Here is a 17,778-nt window from a genome sequence, read left to right as displayed (position 1 = left end):
TGTACTATGATTTTTAATAAAGATACTGCCGAAAAAACAGCCGAATTGCTTTTGCAAATAAATGCAATTAAATTGAATCCCGAAAATCCTTTTACATGGGCTTCTGGTTGGAAATCTCCTATTTATTGCGATAATAGGTTAATTCTTTCATTTCCGAGCATCAGAAATTATGTTCGTGATGAATTTGCAAAGAATATAGAAAAACAATTTGGAAAACCTGATGTAATTGCTGGTGTTGCCACTGGAGCCATTGGAGTTGGGATTTTGGTTGCCGAAAGTTTGGGACTTCCATTCGTTTACGTGCGCCCAGAACCTAAAAAACACGGAAGACAAAACCAAGTTGAAGGTTTTTTGCAAAAAGGCCAAAATGTTGTAGTTGTCGAAGATTTAATTAGTACCGGAAAAAGCAGTTTGATGGCTGTTGAAGCTTTAAGAAGCGAAGGTGCAAACATTAAAGGTATGGCTGCAATTTTTACATACGGTTTTGGTGTTGCAGAAGAAAATTTCAAGGAAGCTAATATTGATTTATTCACTTTGAGCAACTACGAAAACTTATTAGATTTGGCGGTTCAAAAACAATATATCACCGAAGAGCAACAATCGACTCTGCTGGAATGGAACGAAAGTCCGTCTACTTGGGGACAGGAAGAATAGATTTTAGTCCCGAAACCTCGGGATTGGATTTTAGATTTTAGATTTTAGATTTTAGATTTTAGATTTTAGATTTTAGATTTTAGATTTTAGATTTTAGATTTTAGATTTTAGATTTTAGATTTTAGATTTTAGATTTTAGATTTTAGATTTTAGATTTTAGATTTCTAAAAGTCGCTTTGCTCCTTTTGAATTTATTTAAAGTTTAAGCTTTGCGAACTTAAATAAAGTCAAAGTAACATAAAAAAAACCTTGCGTCCTTTGCGGTAAAAAAACATTTGCAGTAAAATAACAAAACAAAAATAAAAAACAATATGAACTTAGAAAGTCCAAAAGTTACTGTTCAGAAATCAGCTCAAGATTTATTTGATCAATTGACTGATGTTAAGAATTTTGAAAAATTAATGCCGGATAATATCGCTAAATTTGAAGTGACTGGTGAAGACGCTTTTATTTTTGGATTGAAAGGGATGCCGGAAATCAAATTAAAAATGAAAGACAAAGTGGCTCCAAACAAAATTGTTTTGGGTGCTGCAAGTGATAAACTTCCATTTACTTTGACTTCTAATATCGATAGTATTTCTGATTCTGAAAGTGCTGTTCAGTTATTTTTTGAGGGCGAGTTCAACGCTATGATGGCGATGATGGTTAAAGGACCAATTAGTAAGTTTATAGAAACTTTGGCAAACAATATGAATAAACTTTAATTAATGGTTAATTATTAATTGTGAATTATAAATGGAAGCCTGATCTAAATGATTGGGCTTTTTTTTATGAGGATTTTTTTCTGCGTTTATTAGTGAAATTACTGTGTGGTAACTTTGCGTTAGACACACTGCAGTGTGTCTCTACAGAAAAACCTTTGACGCTTTGTACTTTGAACCTTTGCACCTTTGTCGCTATGCACCTTTTCACCTTTGCACCTCTCAATAAAGCATTTTAACCTCTTTTATTTCAAATTCTACAACAGAATCGTCTTCTAATAAAACCTGTAGTTTTCCAATTGGAGAAACGCCTTGGATTATCCCCATGAAATTTTGATCGTTTAGGTTTTTAAAAGGCATTGGAACTCCTTTTTTGAATAAAGAATCAAAATAATCTTTCCATAAATCATTTGATGACGTCTGCCATAATTGGATGTTCTCTTTTATTTTTTCTACGATTAAGATTGCAAGTGTTTCTTTATCGAAAAATCTGCCTGAAATGACAGCAAGAGAAGAAGCATTTGGCAAATCGATGTAATCGGTTTGATTTACATTGATTCCGATTCCGACAACTGACACGATCCTGCCATCGCTTTTTATAGTGTTTTCGATTAGTATGCCAGCCAGTTTCTTATTGTATGACAGAATGTCGTTTGGCCATTTTATAGATATATCAGGAATATTTAACGATTTTAAAACGGCTGTAACGGCTAACGAAACTACGATGCTTAAATCAAAAACCTGCTCGTTATTAAAAAGAAAATCCTTTACCAATACACTCATAATTAAGTTTTTACCGACTTCAGACTCCCACTTTCCGCCCATTTGTCCTTTGCCTTTTGTCTGATTTTCAGCTGTTACCACAGTAAAATTCTCCTGCTGATCCTGACTTGACAATGCTTTCAGGAAATCATTTGTTGAATCTATGGCATCGAGTTTGATTAGTTTCATTAAATAATTTAAATAACTTAATTTAATATTTTGTTAAGGTTCAAAAATAATCACAAAATTTGGTAACTTTACAAATTCACATATAAAATAATTCATGGCGAAAAAGACGATTAATAATGATGTTCTACTGGCGAACATAATAAAAGGGATAGAGGAAGTAAAAGGAAATGATATCGACATTCTTGACTTAAGAGAAATAGATACAGCTGTATGCGATTACTTTGTAATCTGCAACGGTAGCTCGAATACCCAAGTTAACGCCATCGTAAACTCAATTCAAAAAACAGTATCAAAAGACTTAAAAGATAAGCCTTGGCACGTAGAAGGAACCGATAATGCAGAATGGGTTTTAATGGATTATGTACACATTGTGGTACACGTTTTCCAAAAGCATATTCGCGAATATTACAATATCGAAAGCCTTTGGGGCGATGCCAAAATAACTACAATCGAGAACAAATACTAAAGAAACTTTCATTAAATGGCTAAAGATAATAATCCAAATCCGAATAAATTTAAAATAAGTCCTTGGTTAATATATACCGCAATACTTTTAGTTTTTTTATTCATAAGTTTTGCCACAGGAGGATCAAGCTTAAGCGAACCTGCTCAATTAACTTCTTCTAAATTCAACGTTCTTTTAGAAAAAGGCCAGATTGATAAAGTTATTGTTTACAATAAGGCAGAAGCTGAAGTATATTTAAATACTGCCGCTCTTAAAGATCCGGCAAATAAAAAAGTAGCTGAAGATATTTTCAAACAGCCAAACAAAGGTCCGCACTACACTTTGGAAATTGGTAATGATCAAATTTTTCAGACTAAACTTGAAAAAGCGGTTAGCGAAGGCAAACTGAAAGATTTTAATTTCCTTCAAAAAAACAATTGGAGCGATATTTTAATCAGCTTACTTCCTATCATCATCATTGTGGGTGTATGGATTTTCATTATGCGTAAAATGTCTGGCGGAGGAGCTGGCGGAGGCGGGCAAATTTTCAATATTGGAAAATCTAAAGCCAAACTTTTTGATGAAAAAACAGATATCAAAACAACATTTAAAGATGTTGCAGGTCTAGAAGGTGCGAAAGAAGAAATTCAAGAAATTGTTGAATTCCTTAAAAACCCTGAAAAATATACCAACTTAGGAGGTAAAATCCCTAAAGGAGCTTTACTTGTAGGACCTCCAGGAACTGGTAAAACTTTATTAGCAAAAGCTGTTGCTGGTGAAGCTCAGGTACCTTTCTTCTCTTTATCAGGTTCTGATTTCGTAGAAATGTTCGTAGGAGTTGGTGCTTCACGTGTACGTGATTTATTCAAACAAGCAAAAGAAAAATCTCCTGCTATCATTTTCATCGACGAGATTGATGCTGTTGGTAGAGCGAGAGGAAAAAGCAATATGTCAGGCGGAAATGACGAAAGAGAAAATACTTTGAACCAATTACTAACAGAAATGGACGGTTTTGGTACAAACTCTAACGTAATTGTACTAGCAGCAACAAACAGAGCTGATGTTTTAGACAAGGCTTTAATGCGTGCAGGACGTTTTGACAGACAAATTTTTGTTGACTTACCAGACATTCGCGAAAGAGCTGAAATCTTCAAAGTGCACTTAGCTCCTATTAAAAAGGTTGAAGGTCTTGATTTAGATTTCTTAGCGAAACAAACTCCAGGTTTCTCTGGTGCTGATATTGCCAATGTTTGTAACGAAGCTGCTTTAATCGCTGCACGTAATAACAAAGCAGCTGTAGACAGACAAGATTTCCTTGATGCTGTTGATAGAATTATCGGTGGTCTTGAAAAGAAAAACAAAATCATTACTCCAGAAGAGAAAAGAGCAATTGCTATTCACGAAGCGGGTCACGCAACGGTAAGCTGGATGTTAGAGCATGCTGCGCCACTTATTAAAGTAACTATTGTGCCTCGTGGACAAAGCTTAGGTGCTGCTTGGTATTTACCAGAAGAGAGACAAATCGTAAGAACAGATCAAATGTTAGACGAAATGTGTGCTACTATGGGAGGAAGAGCCGCTGAAAAGGTAACTTTCGACAGAATTTCTACTGGTGCTTTAAGCGATTTAGAAAAGGTAACCCGTCAGGCTCGTGCTATGGTAACGATCTACGGATTGAACGATAAAATCGGAAACGTTACTTATTATGATTCAACTGGACAAAGCGAGTATAACTTCTCGAAACCATATTCTGATGAAACGGCAAAAATCATTGATGCTGAAATTTCAGAGTTAATCGAAGGTCAGTACCAAAGAGCAATCCAGATACTAGAAGAAAATAAAGATAAATTAAATCAACTAGCTGATATTCTGATTGAAAAAGAAGTTATCTTTAAAGATGATCTAGAAAATATCTTTGGGAAACGAACTTTTGACAAAAATCTAGAAGAAGTAGTTTCATAAATAATTACGAAATACGTAATAATTTTTCAAAATCTTAATTCAAAACACCCTTTTGAATTAAGATTTTTTTATCTTTGAACGTTTTCAATTAACATGTAAAGTATTTCATATAAAAAATGAATTTTTTCAAAAAAATATTTGGCTCAAGTGAAGCCGCTTCTGACGAAGAGAACGAAAGCGAATATGCAGGTACATCTGCGCAGAACAGTCATTTATCTTTAGACGAACAATTTATTTTCAATTTTAAGAAAAATGGAGGTAAATTCTTATACTGTGAAAACTCTCAAGAAGTTGCTGAACAGTTTGAAAACATACTAGAAGAAAATGACTGGTTTGAAAGTGAAGTTTTATGTTACGAACAAGCTTTTTTTAATTTATTAGACGAAAATAAATTATTCTATATCGCTCCTTCAAAACCTAAATTCTTATTAGCAAGCTGCGAAAATCTTATTGCTGATGAAGGTTCAATTTTATTTTCATCCAAACAAATCAGACAAAACAAACCAAACGAATTACCTGCAAATATTGTTATTATAGCAACCACAAGCCAAATCCTGCCAATGAAAAGCGACGGATTAAGCGCTATAAAACGAAAATACGAACGAGACTATCCTACTAATATCACTACAATAAAATATTTCGAAAAAGCGAAAGAAGAAGACTTTACTCAATACGGAAGTGTTGCCAAGAATCTTTATTTATTGCTTTTAGAAGATCTTTAAGATGAATGAAACGCTGAAGAGAACCATTTCTGGTGCTGTTTATATCGCTCTATTATTAACTTCGATATTGTTTTCTACCGAAAGCTTCATTACTCTTTTTGGTGTTTTCTTAATTATCACAGTTTATGAATTTTCTAATTTAGTAAACTTAAATAAAGTATTTTCGATCGTTTTTGGAATGTTAATCTATGCGACAACAATTCTCATAAGCCATTACAACAAACAAACCAGTAAATTCTTAAACGAGACTTTCAATTCTAACATCACTTTAGAAACCAATATCAAACAGCTGGATTTAGTTCTTTTAGCCGTTACACTTGTTGTTTCTATAAAATGTATCATCTTCTTGTTTTATGATTCTGTTCAAAAAATAAGTACTTCATCAAAATATTTGTATCTGCTTGGATACATTACACTTCCTTTTATTTTTATAGTTAAAATTTCATTTGGAACAAACGATTATAATCCGAAAATTATTTTAGGTTTATTCGTTTTGATTTGGACGAATGATACTTTTGCCTATTTAGTTGGAAAATCCATTGGAAAACATAAATTATTTGAGCGTGTTTCTCCTAAAAAAACTATTGAAGGATTTCTGGGCGGTGTTGTTTTTGCAGCATTTGCAGGTTTTTTGATTTCCAAATTTTACATTCAGCCAAATCCTGAATTCAGCGCAAAATCAATTTTAATCTGGACAATAATTGCTTTAATTGTGAGCATTTTTGGAACTATCGGCGATTTGATTGAATCTAAATTTAAAAGAATTGCAGGCGTAAAAGACAGCGGTTCGATAATGCCAGGCCATGGAGGTATTCTAGATCGATTAGATAGTGTTATATTTGTAGCACCAATTATATTTTTATTTTATCAAATTTTATATTATGTTTCATAAAGAAGGAGGCCCATCCATTTTATTAGGAGTAGTTTTTACGGTTGTTGTGGTTTTATTAGCTGATAAATTTATTGACATCACTTGGCTAAGAACACTTGTTCAAATTGCAGCACTGGTAATTTTGATCATTATTTTACAGTTCTTTAGAAATCCTAGAAGAATTGCAGTTAGAAACAGCGATCACATCCTTGCTCCTGTTGATGGAAAAGTTGTGGTTATCGAAGAAGTTTATGAAGGAGAATATTTTAAAGATAAACGTTTACAGGTTTCTATTTTTATGTCGCCAATCAATGTTCACGTAACACGTTACGCGATGGATGGTATTATTAAATTTAGCAAATACCACCCTGGGAAATTTCTTGTTGCATGGCATCCAAAAGCAAGTGAAGAAAACGAAAGAACGACAGTTGTGATCGAAAATGAAACTTTCGGCGCTATTTTATACCGACAAATTGCTGGAGCATTGGCTCGTAGAATTGTAAATTATGCTCAAGAAGGCATGCAGGTTGTTCAAGGAACAGATGCAGGTTTTATTAAATTTGGATCGAGAGTAGATTTATTTTTACCTTTAGGTACACCAATCAATGTTGCGTTAAATCAAAAAGCGATTGGTGGAAAAACAATTATTGCTACGAAAGCATAAATGGCTGAAAAAGATTTAGATATTCGCTTTGCGGAAGCTGTAGAAATTGCATTGACAATGACTCAGGCTTCACTGCCGCAAGATGTGCAGTTAAGACTTTACGCTTTTTACAAACAGGCTACTTTTGGTACAGCAATTTACAATCAATCTGAAAATTTTGATTTACGAAATGCTTTTAAAACTAATGCCTGGATGCAGATCAGTCATATGTCTACCGATGAGGCCAAAGAACATTACATCGAGATCATTAATTCATTAACATCAAAATAAATATCATTATGAAGAAAAACGTTGTTCTTTATAGCATTTTAGCTTCATTTTTACTATTGTTTTCTTGTAAAGAAGATAAGCTCACAGAAGTTGTTGAAGTGCCGCTTCCTACCAAAGAAGAAAAAATAACAATTGGTTCGCCAAACGATGTTAAAGCTGATCCCGGTTCTTTTGAAATGACAAAACTGTCTTTTAATTATGATGGTCTTGCGCCTGACATCCGAACTTTGACTTTAGAAACACATTATTCCAAACATTATTTATCGTATACAAACAATTTTAATAAAGAAATTGTTTCGACTGAGTATGAAAATATGCCTATCGAGGATATCTTGAAAAAGATGGATTTAAATAATGCAAAACTTCGTCAGAATGCAGGAGGTTATTACAATCATACGCTTTATTTTAATGTTTTAACACCAAAAGAGCTGACTCCAAAAGATACGCTTGCAGGCTCTATTAATAAGGAATTTGGTTCTTTTACTAATTTAACGAATCAATTTAAAGCACAGTCTGAAAAGCAATTTGGTTCTGGGTGGGTTTGGTTAGTAGTCGACCGCTATGGGAAACTTCAAATTACGACAACTCAGGATCAAGATAATCCGTTAATGAGAAATGCTTTGATTCCAGGAACTCCTATTTTAGGAATTGATCTTTGGGAACATGCTTATTACTTAGACTATCAAAATAGAAAAGGAAGTTATATTGATGCTTTTTACCAGCATATTAATTGGGAAAAAGTAAACGAATATTATATTGAGGCACTGAAAAAGGTCAAAAAAGTGTAAAAAAAAAGCTGATACAAATTAAGTATCAGCTTTTTTTTATACCTTTTATATCCTATAACTGAATTAATATGAAAGACATTGCCCATCGTTTTGCAGAAAATCCGCTGCTTTCACCAGCAGATTTACCACCAAGCAGAGAAGGATTGGAAATTACCTGCCTTCTTAATCCTGGAGTATTTCAATTTCAAAATAAAACCTGGCTGGCTGTCAGGGTTGCCGAAAGACCAAAACAGCTGGAAAACATCATTTCTTTTCCTGTACTTACAGAAACAGGGGTAATTCAAATTATTGAAATCCTAAAAGATCATCCTGAACTTATTGCAACAGATGCGCGTGTCATAAACTATCAAGGAATTGATTATTTAACGACTTTATCGCATATCCGATTACTATGCAGTGATGACGGAAAACATTTTTATGAGCCTGAAGATTATCCTCATTTAGTCGGTGAAGGAATATTGGAAACTTTTGGAATTGAAGACTGTCGTGTTGCATTGGTTGAAGGAAAATATTACCTGACATTTACATCGGTATCTGGAGATGGCGTTGGTGTAGGCTTGCGCACTACAACGGATTGGAAGAATTTTCAAAAACATGGATTGATATTACCGCCACATAATAAAGACTGTGCAATCTTTGAGGAAAGAATAAACGGCTTATTTTACGCATTGCATCGTCCGAGCAGTGTTTCTCTCGGTGGTAATTACATTTGGATTGCTTCTTCTCCAGACGGTATTCACTGGGGAAACCACAAATGTATTATTAAAACCAGAAAAGGAAACTGGGACAGTGTAAGGGTTGGCGCGGGAGCAGCTCCAATAAAAACAGAAAAAGGCTGGCTGGAAATTTATCATGGAGCCAACGAACATCATCAATATTGTCTGGGTGCTTTTTTATTAGATCTTGAAGATCCATCAAAAGTAATTTCCAGAACGGAAACTCCTATTATGTTTCCACAAACTGATTATGAATTGAGCGGCTTTTTTGGGAATGTAGTTTTTACAAACGGACATATTTTAGAACCAGACGGCGATACACTTACGGTATATTATGGTGCTTCTGACGAATTTGTCTGTGGTGCAAAATTTTCAATCCAAGAAATACTTTCACTTCTAAAATAATTTTAAAAAAACAAACCTGCTTAGAATCCAGTAGATTAAGCAGGTTTTATTTTAAACTATTTATTTTATTTCTTAGTTAACTTCATAAATAAATGATTCAGACGGCTTTATTTTAACTCGAGCCGAACCTTCACCATTTTTGACTGTAAGATAAGTTTTGTTCTCTGAATACAATTTATCTACAAGCACATAAGAACCATCTTTTAAATTCCATTTTGAAATCAGAGATGATGGGATTTTTAGATTGAATTCACTGGCTTTTTCAGAAGAGAAATTAGCAACTACAATGAGTTTTTGATTTCCTGACCAACGTGCGTACGAATACAATAATGCATCATAACCCTCATTGTTTTGACGATTTGCAGATTGAATTTCTTCAAAACTTCCCATCAAGGCACTGCTGTTAATCGTGAAATTTAATAAACGTTTGTAAAAATCACGAAGTTCTTTTTCAGAAGTAGAAAGCTGACCTCCATCAAATTTTCCCTCGTTCATCCAACGCTGATGATTTGGTACTCCGATATAATCAAAAATTGACGTTCTGGAACGTTTTCCAAAACCAGCGTCTTCATTTCCTGCCTCTCCTACTTCTTGTCCGAAATAAATCATTGTCGGCGAAGTGCTTATCGTTGCTGAAACCACTATTAATGGTTTTCCTCTTTCTGGAGTTCCCGCAAATTCTGGACTTGCTAAACGCTGTTCGTCATGATTATCTAAAAAGTGAAGCATGTGATGCTCAATATCCGACATTCCATTTTGAATATTTGTCAATTCATCTGGGGAAGATTTTCCGTGAATAACATCCTTCAACTTATCATAAGTTTCTACTTTGTCGTATAAATAATCCATTTTTCCTAAACGGATATAGTTGCGATACTCATTCGGATTGTAAACCTCTGCCAGTAAAAATGCATTCGGATTTTTCATTTTAATGGAAGAATTCATATAACTCCAAAACTCATATGGTACCATTTCTGCCATATCGTAACGAAATCCGTCTACTCCTTTTGCTGTCCAATACAAAGCAATATCTCTAAATTTTTTCCAAGAATCCGGCACATCTTTATCCTGCCAAAAAGCAAAATGCTCTTGATACGATTTTTGGTCAAAACCTGCGGGAAGTTCAGGAAAATCTTTACTGCCATCTGTGCGTATTCCGTAATTTACTTTTACGGTTTCGTACCAGTCATTTTGATCTGGCTTCGCTTTACGCGATCCGTTTCCTGTCCATTTTGCTGGATTTTCGTCAAATTTCCCATCAATCAATGCGTTTGGCTCTCCATTTAATGGAATATCTCCATTTGGAATTTCAAAATGCTCTTTTGGAATATAATAGAAATTATTATCTCTTTTATATTCAACAGTAACATCATCATTGGCACCAAAATCTTTTACACCTTCAGGATTCGTTTTTCCTTCATATTTACGTGCAATATGATTTGGAACAATATCGATGATCAATTTTAGTCCGGCATTGTGTGTCCGCTTAATCAAAGCTTCGAATTCTTCTAAACGTTTCGCTGGGTTTTCGGCCAAATCTGGATTTACATTGTAATAATCTTTAACAGCATAAGGCGATCCTGCTCTTCCTTTTACCACTTCTGGATCGTCATTTGATATTCCGTAAGCGGTATAATCACGTACCAGAGCATGATGCGGCACGCCAGTATACCAAATGTAAGTAACCCCTAGATCTTTTATTTCATGAAGCGCTTTATCTGTAAAATCATTAAATTTTCCAACTCCATTCTCTTCAATGGTTCCCCAAGGTTTATTCGTTTTATTTTTATTTCCAAATAGGCGTGTAAAAACTTGATAAACTACCACTTTCTTTTCTGTCGCAGTTTCTTCTTTTGCTGTACTCATTTTTAATCCTTGTGTTTTACAGGCCGAAAACAGTACAGTTAACGTAATTCCAGCTGCAATTAATCTTTTACTTATCATATAATTGTTGAACTAATCTAAATTTAGTCTTTATAATTTTAATTGTCTTAACAGCGATATTAAAACAATTTTCTAAATGTAACTCATTTTTTAAAATTCAGAACACGCTCTTTTTAATTTGCATCATTTAAGAACTGAAATAGTGTAACTACAACGTGAGAGTTCTATGTTTTGTTGAAAAAATAAATGAAGTCTAATTTATCATTCAAAGTGTTGATGACTTATTATAAATTAATCCTAATAGCAGCCATAGGTTGTAACCTTTTTTATAAATTTGACAAAAATTTAATCAGTTGAAGAAATCACTCTTTTACATATTTATTTGTCTGTCTTTTTTAAGCAGTCAATTCATTTCCGCGCAAGCAAAAAAGAAACCTGCACAGGCTCCAAAACAGATTATTATCGAAAACTCTGATAATGCAGATGTTAATCAGGATCTAGTACCTGATGGTTTATTATTGTCTGGTAATGTCAAAATTAACCATGATGGTGTTGTGCTTACCTGTAATAAAGCGTATTTCTTTCAAAAAGAGAATTATTTAAAAGCTTTTGGAAATGTACAATTAGTACAGGGCGATACTTTGTTCCTAAATAGTAAATATGCGGAATACAGCGGTAATGAAAAAAAAGCTTTTGCAACAGGAAATGCTGTTTTGACTTCACCAGACGCTACATTACAAACGGATACTATTAATTTTGACAGAAATATTCAGGAAGTTTTTTATAACACTAAAGGTACGATTGTTAATAAAGACAATACTTTGGTCAGTAAATCTGGTAGATATTATGTAGAACAAAAGAAATTTCAGTTTTTAACTGAAGTTACGATTACGAATCCTAAATATGTAATCAAATCAAATCATTTGGATTATTACAGTAATTCTGGACATACGTATCTTCTTGGTCCTTCAACAATTACAAGTCAGGCGAATTACATTTATACTGAAAAAGGATTTTACGACACAAAGAAAAACCTTGCCCATTTTCTGAGGAAATCTTATATCAAATACGATGACAGGCGTATAGAAGGCGATAGTTTGTTTTACAATCGAAATACCGAATTTGCTTCGGCAACCCGAAATGTAAAGATTACAGATTCTATCAATAAAGGAATTGTAAAAGGGCATTATGCGGAACTTTACAAACTAAAAGATTCCATGTTTGTAACCAAAAGAGCGGTTGCGATCAATTTGGTTGAAAATGATTCGGTTTACATTCACGGACAAAAACTATTGGTTACAGGAAAAGAAGGCGAAAGAATTTTAAGGGCTTTTAAAAATGTTCGTTTCTTTAAAATAGATATGAGCGGAAAATGCGACTCTATTCATTCAGATTCTAAAAGCGCTTTGACCAAATTAATTGGAAATCCGATTTTATGGAATGGAGAAAGTCAGATTACTGGAGATTTAATGCATTTGATTGGTGATAATAAAACGAGAAAAATAGATTCTTTGAAAGTAATTAATAATACTTTCCTCATCTCCAAGGATACGCTCGGAACTGGTTACAATCAAGTAAAAGGCCTCAATTTGTTTGGAAAATTTCGGGATGGAAAACTGCATGATGTTGATGTCGTCAAAAATACCGAAGTCGTTTATTTTATGCGGAACGATGCCAATGAGCTTATCGGAATTAATAAAAATGTCAGCAGTAAAATCAATTTGATTTTAGAGAATAATGCTGTTGAAACCATTACGTTTTTCAATAAAGTTGACGGAGATATTTTTCCAGAAGATGAACTTCCCGAAAACGCCCGAAAACTGCGAGGAATGGTTTGGCGTGGAGACGAAAGGATAAAATCTAAAGATGATATTTTTACCGCAGAAGAAAATGAACTTAATGACAAACTGATTAAGCAAGGTAAAGACGAGGAAGAGAAAGGAAAAAATATCCCGATGAAAGTCAGGAAGGAAACTTTGAATTACGACAAAAAGAAGCCCCAGCCTACAGCTAAAAAATAGTTTTCAGTCGCGGTCCCAGTTTTCAGTTTCAAACTTCACTGCAAGCTGACACTGAAAACTGAGACTTAACTTAGATCTTAAAAAAATGAATCCAGACTTTATAAAATACCAGGCTCAGACTTCTCCTTATCCTTTAGGAATGGAGGTTTCGCACGCCATTGGATCTTACATATACGACACAAACGATAAAAAATACCTAGATTTTGTAGCTGGAGTTTCGGCTTGTACACTTGGACATCAGCATCCTAGAGTAAATCAGGCTATAAAAGATCAATTGGATAAATATTCACACGTAATGGTTTACGGTGAATATTCGCAAAGTCCAGCTGTTGAATATTGCAAATTAATGGCTTCCCTCCTTCCAGAATCTTTAAACAAAACCTATTTGGTAAATTCGGGCACAGAAGCTATTGAAGGCGCTTTAAAGCTTGCTAAGAGAACAACAGGACGCAGCCAGCTTATTTCTTGTCATAATGCCTATCATGGCAATACAATGGGTTCTATGAGTGTTATGGGATTTGAAGAACGCAAACAAGCTTTTAGACCTTTGCTCCCAGATGTTGATTTTATTACTTTTAATAACGAAGCAGATTTACAAAAAATAACCACCCGCACGGCAGCAATTCTTCTTGAAACAATTCAAGGTGGTGCAGGATTTATTCAGCCGGAAAATGATTTTCTGCAAAAAGTCCGCAATCGATGCGATGAAGTTGGAGCATTGATGATTGTTGATGAAATCCAGCCTGGATTTGGAAGAACAGGTAAACTATTTGGTTTTCAGAATTATGATGTTGTTCCTGATATTGTTGTAATGGGAAAAGGTATGGGCGGTGGAATGCCTGTCGGAGCTTTTACTGCTTCTGCTGAAAAAATGGATCTTTTAACAGAAAATCCTAAATTGGGCCATATAACAACTTTTGGAGGGCATCCTGTCATTGCGTCAGCTTGTTTGGCCACTTTGCAAGAATTAACTGAAACAAATTTAATGGCAGAAACACTGGAGAAGGAAAAGCTCTTCAGATCGCTTTTGGTACATCCTTTGATAACAGAAGTAAGAGGAAAAGGATTAATGCTGGCTGCAATGACAGAATCGGCAGAAATTACCAACGAAGTCATTTTAAATTGTCAAGACAAAGGACTTATTTTATTCTGGCTTTTATTTGAAGGATGTGCTATACGAATTACACCTCCTTTAACTCTTTCAGAAGACGAAATCAAGGAAGGATGCGCCATCATTTTAGATGTTATGAATGAAATAATGAAAAAGAATACTAAATAAAATTACGGATCCTATTTTAATACCTTGAAGAACATTGAGTTAGTTTTAATTGAATTTAAATTGCAGCAAAACTATCCAGCATTAATAAAAAAATAATAGAACGGAAGTTAATCCCTTAAGAATAAAGGAGATTTCTTCCCAAAACAGAATAAAAAACGCTATATATTGTTAATTAAATTGTTCAAAACAATTAATTCTCTTTCCTTACAACAACTATATGGTTGCCTAAATTTATAACAGGCTAATTTCAAAAATACGAAGTATGCAATTAAGCAACGAAGAAGAAGATTATAACCTATCCCTATCCAAATTTGAGTCGATGTTAAAAACTAACAAAGTACTCTTTTTTGATTCTGAAGAATTTGAAGAAATCATTCTTCACTATTTAGATATAGGCAAGGCTAATTTAGCAAAAAAGGCCTTGAAACTTGCATTAGACCAACATCCAAAATCTACAGGCTTAAAATTAGTACAAGTAGAAATGCTGGTTTATGATGATAAACTCGAGCTGGCTGAAAAGCTGTTGAACGAGTTATACGCAATTGAACCCAACAACGAGGAAATTTACATCCAGAAAGCTAATATTTGTTCCAAAAGAGATCAGCACGAAAAAGCAGTTGAACTGTTAAAAATCGCGCTGCAATACACTGATGATTATGCTGATGTATATAACTTGATTGGAATGGAATATCTTTTTATGGATAATCTGGAACTGGCAAAAGAGAGTTTTATCAAATGTCTTGAAGAAGACTTAGAAGATCAATCTGCTCTTTACAACGTGGTATACTGTTTTGAATTTTTAGATCAAAATCAGGAAGCTATTGTATATCTAAATGATTACATCAATAAAAATCCATACAGCGAAATTGCATGGCATCAGCTTGGGCGACTTCATTACGGAGTGAAAGAGTATGAAAATGCTATTCGTGCGTTTGACTATGCGACGCTTATTGACGATGAGTTTTTAGGCGCTTTTATGGAAAAAGCAAAAGCTTATGAGCGTCTGAAAAAATACAATGATGCCATTGAAAGTTACAACAGAACGATTGAACTGGACGATGCAACATCCTATGCCCTGCTTCGAATTGGTAAATGTTATGAGAAACTTGGAAATTTAGCGAAAGCGATTCAATACTATAACCAAACGGTTCATGAAGATCCGCTTTTGGACAAAGGCTGGATTGCGATTACTGATTTTCATCTTCGCCAGAAAAACTATCAAAAAGCATTGTTTTTTGTAAACAAAGCATTGGCAATTGACAATCAAAATCGTTTGTATTGGAAAAGATACGCAACAATCAACAAACACATGAATTTCTTTGAAGAAGCCGAATTTGGTTTTAGAAAAGCAGTTGAGTTTGGAGATTACGCATTAGACACTTGGTTGTATTGGGTTGACATTCTTCAGTTTTTAGGAGAATTTGAAACGGCTGTTCAAACTTTATTACAAGCTTCAGAATATTTTCCGGAAGAAAATGAAATTGAATATCGTTTGGCTGGATTATACTTTATGATTCAGGACAGCACGAAAGCTAAATTTCACTTAAGTAATGGTTTACGTCTAAATTTTGACAACTATATCTTAATTGAAGATTTGTTTCCAGTTGTATGGGCAAAGAAAACAGTAAAAAATTATATAGAAAAACATCGTAAATAATAATGGTTGATATTTTACTAAGAAGACGTTTTGGATTATTGGGCCGTAACATTAGTTACTCTTTTTCAAAAGGTTACTTTACAGAGAAATTTAATAATGAAGTATTTGAAGGCAACAGCTATGAGAATTTTGACATTTCTGAAATAAACTACTTTACTGAACTGATTAAAAACAATCCAGATTTAAAAGGTTTAAACGTTACAATTCCGTACAAAGAACAAGTTATTCCTTTCTTAGATAAACTATCAAAAAAAGCAGCCTTAATTGGCGCTGTCAATACTATTAAATTTACCAGAAACGGTAAGTTAAAAGGATACAATACGGACTATTACGGATTCAAGAAATCGCTAAAACCTTTATTGGAACCGCATCATAAAAAGGCACTTATTTTAGGTACCGGCGGAGCTTCTAAAGGCGTGGCTTTTGCTCTGGATGAACTTAATATCCCTTACACTTTTGTTTCAAGAGAAGCCAAAGAAAACATAATTGATTACGATTTGATTAATGCCACAACTTTCGACAATTTTCAAATTATAATTAATTGTACGCCAGTTGGAACAAGTCCAAATATTGAAGCATGTCCAAATCTGCCTTATGAGTTTTTTACAGAAAAGCACATCGCATACGACTTAATTTACAATCCGGCAGAAACGACTTTTTTGAAAAAAGCTAAAGAAAAAGGAGCTGTAATCAAGAATGGTCATGACATGTTGATTTTTCAAGCAGAGAAAGCCTGGAAAATCTGGAACAAATAAATAAGAAATAAAATAAAATGTTAATGTATTTTTTGTATTTTTAAATCACTTATTAACAGGTGGTTATGAGAAAAATACAAGTAGTTAGCATTTTATTTTTTTTATGTAATAATCTACTTTCGGCTCAAGAAAATGATACTTTGCAAGGTCCTTTTTCCGAGCCTCGCTATCATTATTTTCTCAAGACAATCATTTTATTTGATGAATATCTAGACACTGATAACGGATCTTTTAATACCACTCAAGTACGAGTTTTACTGCCAATAGGAAACAAAGCCTGGAATTTACGTTTTGATCTTCCGCTGATTTCTGCAAATACCAATTCCATTAATAAAACAGCAATTGGCGATGTTGGTATGGGCGTTACCTATATACCTTTTATGCAAAATAGTAACGGTATAGCTTTACGAACGCGAGTGTATGCTAATACTGCTGCAGATCCAAATTTTGGAACTGGAAAATGGGTCGTTATGCCGGCAGTTGTTTATGGAAAATATCTTTATGAGAAGAAATTTCTCTGGCTTTCAACTTTAGAATATCAAGGCAGTTTTGCGGGCGCTGAAGACCGAAATGACATTAGCGTCACCGTTTTTGAAAATGTTATACTTCATTTTTTTGGCAAAAACTGGATTGCCGGAGATGTAGCATTTAGATATAACGCTATTTTAGAAGGATTTCAAAACAATGCTTTTCTTGAATTCGGTCGTAAAATTACGCCAACCAATTTAGTCTACATACATCCGAGCGCAGGATTTGGTGTTAATCGAACCTATAATTTTGGTATTGAAATGGGAGTGCTGATCCTTTTTTAAATATTAAAAATTAGAAAATACTTTTATAAATTTACAGATATAGAAGAATATTGTAAAAAGAATATATAATTTGAATTTATAGATACTGTAATAATTCAATAAAAATATATTCAACATAATAGCTAATAAGTCCAAAGAATAAGAATTTCATCGTAAAATACAGCATAAACAAGCGATTTATTTTGTATTTAGAAACACCTTTACTATCTTTCGCACTGTTA

At 33.8% G+C, this 17,778-nt stretch carries 17 protein-coding genes; 15 read left to right on the top strand and 2 right to left on the bottom strand.

From position 1 onward, the window contains the following. Window positions 1-6: 6 nt before the first annotated feature. The gene (gene pyrE, locus BSF42_RS19135; protein WP_095954712.1) at window positions 7-654 is read left to right on the top strand and encodes an orotate phosphoribosyltransferase; all 648 of its coding nucleotides are present in this window, start codon (window positions 7-9) and stop codon (window positions 652-654) included. Window positions 655-965: 311 nt separating this feature from the next. Continuing rightward, the gene (locus BSF42_RS19130) at window positions 966-1,358 is read left to right on the top strand and encodes an orotate phosphoribosyltransferase (protein ID WP_095954711.1); all 393 of its coding nucleotides are present in this window, start codon (window positions 966-968) and stop codon (window positions 1,356-1,358) included. 219 nt (window positions 1,359-1,577) lie between these two features. On the opposite strand, the gene BSF42_RS19125 is transcribed toward BSF42_RS19130, so the two are convergent. Continuing rightward, entirely contained in the window at window positions 1,578-2,306 is a 729-nt protein-coding gene (locus tag BSF42_RS19125; RefSeq protein WP_095954710.1) for a biotin--[acetyl-CoA-carboxylase] ligase, read from the bottom strand. 94 nt (window positions 2,307-2,400) lie between these two features. Here BSF42_RS19125 and rsfS point away from each other — a divergent pair, with 94 nt between their 5' ends. The 8 genes from rsfS (at window position 2,401) to BSF42_RS19085 (ending at window position 9,149) form a co-directional block, all read left to right on the top strand. After that, on the top strand, window positions 2,401-2,772 hold the full coding sequence (rsfS, locus tag BSF42_RS19120; protein WP_007809313.1) for a ribosome silencing factor: 372 nt from the start codon (window positions 2,401-2,403) through the stop codon (window positions 2,770-2,772). A gap of 15 nt (window positions 2,773-2,787) precedes the next feature. Beyond that, window positions 2,788-4,713 carry an ATP-dependent zinc metalloprotease FtsH gene (gene ftsH, locus BSF42_RS19115; protein ID WP_095954709.1) on the top strand — a complete coding sequence of 642 codons (1,926 nt, stop codon included), beginning with the start codon at window positions 2,788-2,790 and terminating at the stop codon, window positions 4,711-4,713. Window positions 4,714-4,829: 116 nt separating this feature from the next. Beyond that, the gene (locus BSF42_RS19110) at window positions 4,830-5,435 is read left to right on the top strand and encodes a lactate utilization protein B/C (protein ID WP_095954708.1); all 606 of its coding nucleotides are present in this window, start codon (window positions 4,830-4,832) and stop codon (window positions 5,433-5,435) included. A gap of 1 nt (window position 5,436) precedes the next feature. Then, a complete protein-coding gene (locus BSF42_RS19105) occupies window positions 5,437-6,327 on the top strand; it encodes a phosphatidate cytidylyltransferase (RefSeq protein WP_095954707.1) in 891 nt (296 codons plus the stop codon). Next, on the top strand, window positions 6,317-6,970 hold the full coding sequence (locus BSF42_RS19100; RefSeq protein ID WP_095954706.1) for a phosphatidylserine decarboxylase family protein: 654 nt from the start codon (window positions 6,317-6,319) through the stop codon (window positions 6,968-6,970). Before BSF42_RS19105 ends, BSF42_RS19100 begins: the two co-directional genes overlap by 11 nt. Next, window positions 6,971-7,240 (top strand): acyl-CoA-binding protein, encoded by a 270-nt coding sequence (locus BSF42_RS19095; protein ID WP_095954705.1) that lies wholly within the window; start codon window positions 6,971-6,973, stop codon window positions 7,238-7,240. Between the two features lie 8 nt (window positions 7,241-7,248). Next, complete coding sequence (locus BSF42_RS19090; protein ID WP_095954704.1) at window positions 7,249-8,028, top strand: superoxide dismutase; 780 nt, start codon at window positions 7,249-7,251, stop codon at window positions 8,026-8,028. A 68-nt stretch (window positions 8,029-8,096) separates the two neighbouring features. Further along, window positions 8,097-9,149: a glycoside hydrolase family 130 protein gene (locus BSF42_RS19085; RefSeq protein ID WP_095954703.1), complete on the top strand. Its 1,053-nt coding sequence runs from the start codon at window positions 8,097-8,099 to the stop codon at window positions 9,147-9,149. Window positions 9,150-9,221: 72 nt separating this feature from the next. Here BSF42_RS19085 and BSF42_RS19080 read toward each other — a convergent pair whose 3' ends face one another. Then, window positions 9,222-11,093 carry an alpha-amylase family glycosyl hydrolase gene (locus BSF42_RS19080; RefSeq protein WP_095954702.1) on the bottom strand — a complete coding sequence of 624 codons (1,872 nt, stop codon included), beginning with the start codon at window positions 11,091-11,093 and terminating at the stop codon, window positions 9,222-9,224. Window positions 11,094-11,386: 293 nt separating this feature from the next. Here BSF42_RS19080 and BSF42_RS19075 point away from each other — a divergent pair, with 293 nt between their 5' ends. From BSF42_RS19075 to BSF42_RS19055, 5 genes are all read left to right on the top strand, one after another. Continuing rightward, a complete protein-coding gene (locus BSF42_RS19075; RefSeq protein ID WP_253251127.1) occupies window positions 11,387-13,054 on the top strand; it encodes an OstA-like protein in 1,668 nt (555 codons plus the stop codon). Window positions 13,055-13,139: 85 nt separating this feature from the next. Next, complete coding sequence (locus BSF42_RS19070) at window positions 13,140-14,333, top strand: aspartate aminotransferase family protein (RefSeq protein WP_095954701.1); 1,194 nt, start codon at window positions 13,140-13,142, stop codon at window positions 14,331-14,333. Between the two features lie 262 nt (window positions 14,334-14,595). Next, window positions 14,596-15,990 (top strand): tetratricopeptide repeat protein, encoded by a 1,395-nt coding sequence (locus BSF42_RS19065; RefSeq protein WP_095954700.1) that lies wholly within the window; start codon window positions 14,596-14,598, stop codon window positions 15,988-15,990. Window positions 15,991-15,992: 2 nt separating this feature from the next. Beyond that, window positions 15,993-16,745 carry a shikimate dehydrogenase gene (locus BSF42_RS19060; protein ID WP_095954699.1) on the top strand — a complete coding sequence of 251 codons (753 nt, stop codon included), beginning with the start codon at window positions 15,993-15,995 and terminating at the stop codon, window positions 16,743-16,745. A 65-nt stretch (window positions 16,746-16,810) separates the two neighbouring features. Continuing rightward, a complete protein-coding gene (locus tag BSF42_RS19055; RefSeq protein WP_095954698.1) occupies window positions 16,811-17,557 on the top strand; it encodes a lipid A phosphoethanolamine transferase in 747 nt (248 codons plus the stop codon). Window positions 17,558-17,778: the final 221 nt, after the last annotated feature.

It is taken from the genome of Flavobacterium sp. ACN6 (genome assembly GCF_002304005.1).
GTDB lineage: Bacteria > Bacteroidota > Bacteroidia > Flavobacteriales > Flavobacteriaceae > Flavobacterium.
Note: the sequence above shows the minus strand (reverse complement) of the source record. Positions and strands in the feature narration are given on the sequence as shown.

What these genes read in the sequence shown, in the direction of transcription:
- BSF42_RS19125 (WP_095954710.1), bottom strand. Translation starts at nt 2,306, where the DNA reads ATGAAACTAATCAAACTCGATGCCATAGATTCAACAAATGATTTCCTG.
- BSF42_RS19105 (WP_095954707.1), top strand. Translation starts at nt 5,437, where the DNA reads ATGAATGAAACGCTGAAGAGAACCATTTCTGGTGCTGTTTATATCGCT.
- BSF42_RS19070 (WP_095954701.1), top strand. Translation starts at nt 13,140, where the DNA reads ATGAATCCAGACTTTATAAAATACCAGGCTCAGACTTCTCCTTATCCT.
- BSF42_RS19090 (WP_095954704.1), top strand. Translation starts at nt 7,249, where the DNA reads ATGAAGAAAAACGTTGTTCTTTATAGCATTTTAGCTTCATTTTTACTA.
- ftsH (WP_095954709.1), top strand. Translation starts at nt 2,788, where the DNA reads ATGGCTAAAGATAATAATCCAAATCCGAATAAATTTAAAATAAGTCCT.
- rsfS (WP_007809313.1), top strand. Translation starts at nt 2,401, where the DNA reads ATGGCGAAAAAGACGATTAATAATGATGTTCTACTGGCGAACATAATA.
- BSF42_RS19055 (WP_095954698.1), top strand. Translation starts at nt 16,811, where the DNA reads ATGAGAAAAATACAAGTAGTTAGCATTTTATTTTTTTTATGTAATAAT.
- BSF42_RS19065 (WP_095954700.1), top strand. Translation starts at nt 14,596, where the DNA reads ATGCAATTAAGCAACGAAGAAGAAGATTATAACCTATCCCTATCCAAA.
- BSF42_RS19130 (WP_095954711.1), top strand. Translation starts at nt 966, where the DNA reads ATGAACTTAGAAAGTCCAAAAGTTACTGTTCAGAAATCAGCTCAAGAT.
- BSF42_RS19110 (WP_095954708.1), top strand. Translation starts at nt 4,830, where the DNA reads ATGAATTTTTTCAAAAAAATATTTGGCTCAAGTGAAGCCGCTTCTGAC.
- BSF42_RS19080 (WP_095954702.1), bottom strand. Translation starts at nt 11,093, where the DNA reads ATGATAAGTAAAAGATTAATTGCAGCTGGAATTACGTTAACTGTACTG.
- BSF42_RS19060 (WP_095954699.1), top strand. Translation starts at nt 15,993, where the DNA reads ATGGTTGATATTTTACTAAGAAGACGTTTTGGATTATTGGGCCGTAAC.
- BSF42_RS19095 (WP_095954705.1), top strand. Translation starts at nt 6,971, where the DNA reads ATGGCTGAAAAAGATTTAGATATTCGCTTTGCGGAAGCTGTAGAAATT.
- BSF42_RS19085 (WP_095954703.1), top strand. Translation starts at nt 8,097, where the DNA reads ATGAAAGACATTGCCCATCGTTTTGCAGAAAATCCGCTGCTTTCACCA.
- BSF42_RS19100 (WP_095954706.1), top strand. Translation starts at nt 6,317, where the DNA reads ATGTTTCATAAAGAAGGAGGCCCATCCATTTTATTAGGAGTAGTTTTT.
- pyrE (WP_095954712.1), top strand. Translation starts at nt 7, where the DNA reads ATGATTTTTAATAAAGATACTGCCGAAAAAACAGCCGAATTGCTTTTG.